The organism is Caulobacter sp., from assembly GCF_049283275.1.
Lineage (GTDB): Bacteria > Pseudomonadota > Alphaproteobacteria > Caulobacterales > Caulobacteraceae > Caulobacter.
In genome coordinates this window covers 1-2,496 of the sequence record NZ_JBAPVS010000334.1, presented here as the reverse complement: position 1 = coordinate 2,496, position 2,496 = coordinate 1, and the positions used below count along the sequence as shown (strand labels likewise).

Genomic DNA, 2,496 nt, shown 5'->3' with positions numbered 1-2,496 from the left:
CTCATCGCCTACGACCCGGACGTCAGCCGGGTGGCGCTGGCCGGGCTGCTCGGGCACGCCGTGCCGGCGCCCCAGCTGACCGGGTGATCGGCGCACCGGCCGCTGTATCGATCCCCATGAAATTGCGGAATCGCCCGGGGAAATAATCCGGCGCCCTCATCCCCTTTCGCTGTGCATCCCGAACTTCCGTGGTAGGCTCTCCCCTGTTGCAGTTTTGATTCTCCGTAGACGTTGGCGGCGCCTGATGGGTATCTGACCCGTTGGGCGTCTTTTGCATTTACGGCGCAGCCGAACGATGGCGATCAAACGCGGCGACGCGAGGTTCCGCAAAGTGCGGAGGCTCAAGAGCCTGCGAGGAGTTTTAAACATGGCTTCTGGAACCGTTAAGTGGTTCAACGGTGAAAAGGGCTTCGGCTTCATCACTCAGGACGATGGCGGCGCGGACGTCTTCGCGCACTTCTCGGCGATCGCCTCGACGGGCTTCCGTAGCCTCGAGGAGAACCAGCGGGTCGAGTTCGACGTCACCCAGGGCCCCAAGGGCCTGCAGGCGGCGAACATCCGTCCGCTCTAAGTACTTCCAGGTCTCGGCGGTCCGCTGGTTCAGCGGGCCGCCGATTCCTTTTTAAGCCCACCACGTTCCGCCGAGATCAGCCCTTGAGCAGTTGGCGGGCCATCACGATGCGCTGCACCTGGTTCGTGCCCTCGTAGATCTGGGTGATTTTGGCGTCCCGCATCATCCGCTCGACCGGGTAGTCCCGCGTGTATCCGTACCCGCCCAGCAGCTGCACCGCGTCCGTCGTGATCTCCATTGCCGCGTCCGACGCGAAACACTTCGCCGCCGCACCGAAGAACGTCAGGTCCGCGTCCCCGCGCTCGCTCTTCCCCGCCGCCACATAGGTCAACTGGCGCGCCGCTTCCAGCTTCATCCCCATGTCCGCGAGCATGAACTGCACGCCCTGGAAATCGCCGATCGGCTTGCCGAACTGCTTGCGCTCCTGGACATATCCGAGCGCGAAGTCCAGCGCCCCCTGCGCGATCCCGACCGCCTGCGCGGCGATGGTGACCCGCGTGTGGTCGAGCGTTTTCATCGCCGTGGCGAACCCGGTGCCCTCGTCCCCGATCATCCGATCGGCCGGGATGCGGACGTTGTCGAAGTAGACCTCGCGGGTCGGCGAGCCCTTGATGCCGAGTTTCTTCTCCGGCGCGCCGAAGCTGACGCCCTCGTCGGCCTTCTCCACCACGAACGCGGAAATGCCACGCGACCGGGCGCTCGGGTCGGTGACGGCGAAGACCGTGTAGTACTCCGACACCCCGGCGTTGGTGATCCAGCGCTTGACCCCGTTGAGGACCCAGTGGTCGCCGTCCCGCACCGCGCGCGTGGTCATCGCCGCGGCGTCCGAACCCGCCTCGGGCTCGGACAGGCAGTAGGAGAACATCGCCTCACCGGAGGCGACCTTCGGAAGGTAACGCTCTTTGATCGAGGCGGACCCGGCCAGGATCAGCGGCATCGTGCCGAGCTTGTTCACCGCGGGGATCAGCGAGGACGACGCGCACGCCCGCGCCACCTCTTCGATCACGATCGCGGTGGCCAGCGCGTCGGCGCCGGCGCCGCCGTACTCCACCGGGATGTGCGGCGCGTGGAAGTCCGACGACCGCAGGGCGTCGTAGGACGCCTTCGGGAACTCGCTGTTCTCGTCGGCCTCGGCGGCGTGCGGGGCCACCCGGGCATCGCAGACCTCGCGTACCGCGGCGCGGATGGTCTCGTGGTCCTCCGGCAGCTGGTAGACGTCGAAATCAGTCATGACTGTGGCCCTTTCGGTGAGCGGTCCCGGCGCTATGTTACTGACGCGTAGCGTACGCCGGTCAGGCGCCGTTCCACGAGCCCGGCCTGGACGACCTGCTGCGCCGTGACCTGGCCTCGGGCCGGCTGCGCTGCACCACCTCGTACGCCGAGGTGGCCGGAACTGCCTGGATCCGGCGCAGTGGGCCCGGTCCGGGTGGACCTATCGGGGGATGGGGCGTCCATCGGCGTAACGGAGGTTTGCCGGTTTGGCGACCGTTTCCACAGATGTCGGCCGCCGTGAGCCTGTTCTAATGAGGTGTCGTACCGGCATGCTCTAGTTAACAGAGACAGCTGGCTGGGTCTTGGAGGTGCCGTGGCGCAGGCTGGACAGCCCGAGGGCTACGACGACGATCTGGCGCGGATCGAGGCGTCGATCGCCGATCTGAAGATCCGGGACATGGCCGCGGCCAAGGAACGTACCCAGATCGCCGCCAAGATCCAGGCCGCGCAGTTCCAGCGTGACATTTTGGCCCACGCCAACCAGCAGAAAAAGGCCAAGAAGGCCAAAACCCGACGGGTACGCCGCGCTCCGGGCGACGAGTTCCCGGCACCCCCACCGGCGGGCGCCCCCGTCGCGGAGACACCGCCGCCACCAGCCCCCGGCGCTCGTGCACAGACACCGCCCGGCGCCCGTACCCAGACACCCCCCGAAG

The 2,496-nt window shown here is 66.9% G+C and carries 3 protein-coding genes; 2 read left to right on the top strand and 1 reads right to left on the bottom strand.

Going from position 1 to position 2,496, the window contains the following annotated elements:
* Positions 1-367 precede the first annotated feature (367 nt).
* Positions 368-571: a cold-shock protein gene (locus WAL33_RS18990; RefSeq protein WP_422183264.1), complete on the top strand. Its 204-nt coding sequence runs from the start codon at positions 368-370 to the stop codon at positions 569-571.
* Positions 572-647: 76 nt separating this feature from the next.
* Here the strand turns inward: WAL33_RS18990 and WAL33_RS18985 are convergent, their stop codons facing one another.
* Positions 648-1,802, bottom strand: coding sequence for an acyl-CoA dehydrogenase family protein (locus tag WAL33_RS18985; RefSeq protein WP_422183262.1), 1,155 nt, complete (start codon positions 1,800-1,802; stop codon positions 648-650).
* A gap of 354 nt (positions 1,803-2,156) precedes the next feature.
* Here WAL33_RS18985 and WAL33_RS18980 point away from each other — a divergent pair.
* The coding region (locus tag WAL33_RS18980) for a hypothetical protein (RefSeq protein WP_422183261.1) at positions 2,157-2,496 on the top strand (340 nt) is incomplete at its 3' end.

Bases quoted from the DNA above. Each gene is read 5' to 3' on its own strand.
- WAL33_RS18990 (WP_422183264.1), top strand. From the start codon at position 368: ATGGCTTCTGGAACCGTTAAGTGGTTCAACGGTGAAAAGGGCTTCGGC.
- WAL33_RS18985 (WP_422183262.1), bottom strand. From the start codon at position 1,802: ATGACTGATTTCGACGTCTACCAGCTGCCGGAGGACCACGAGACCATC.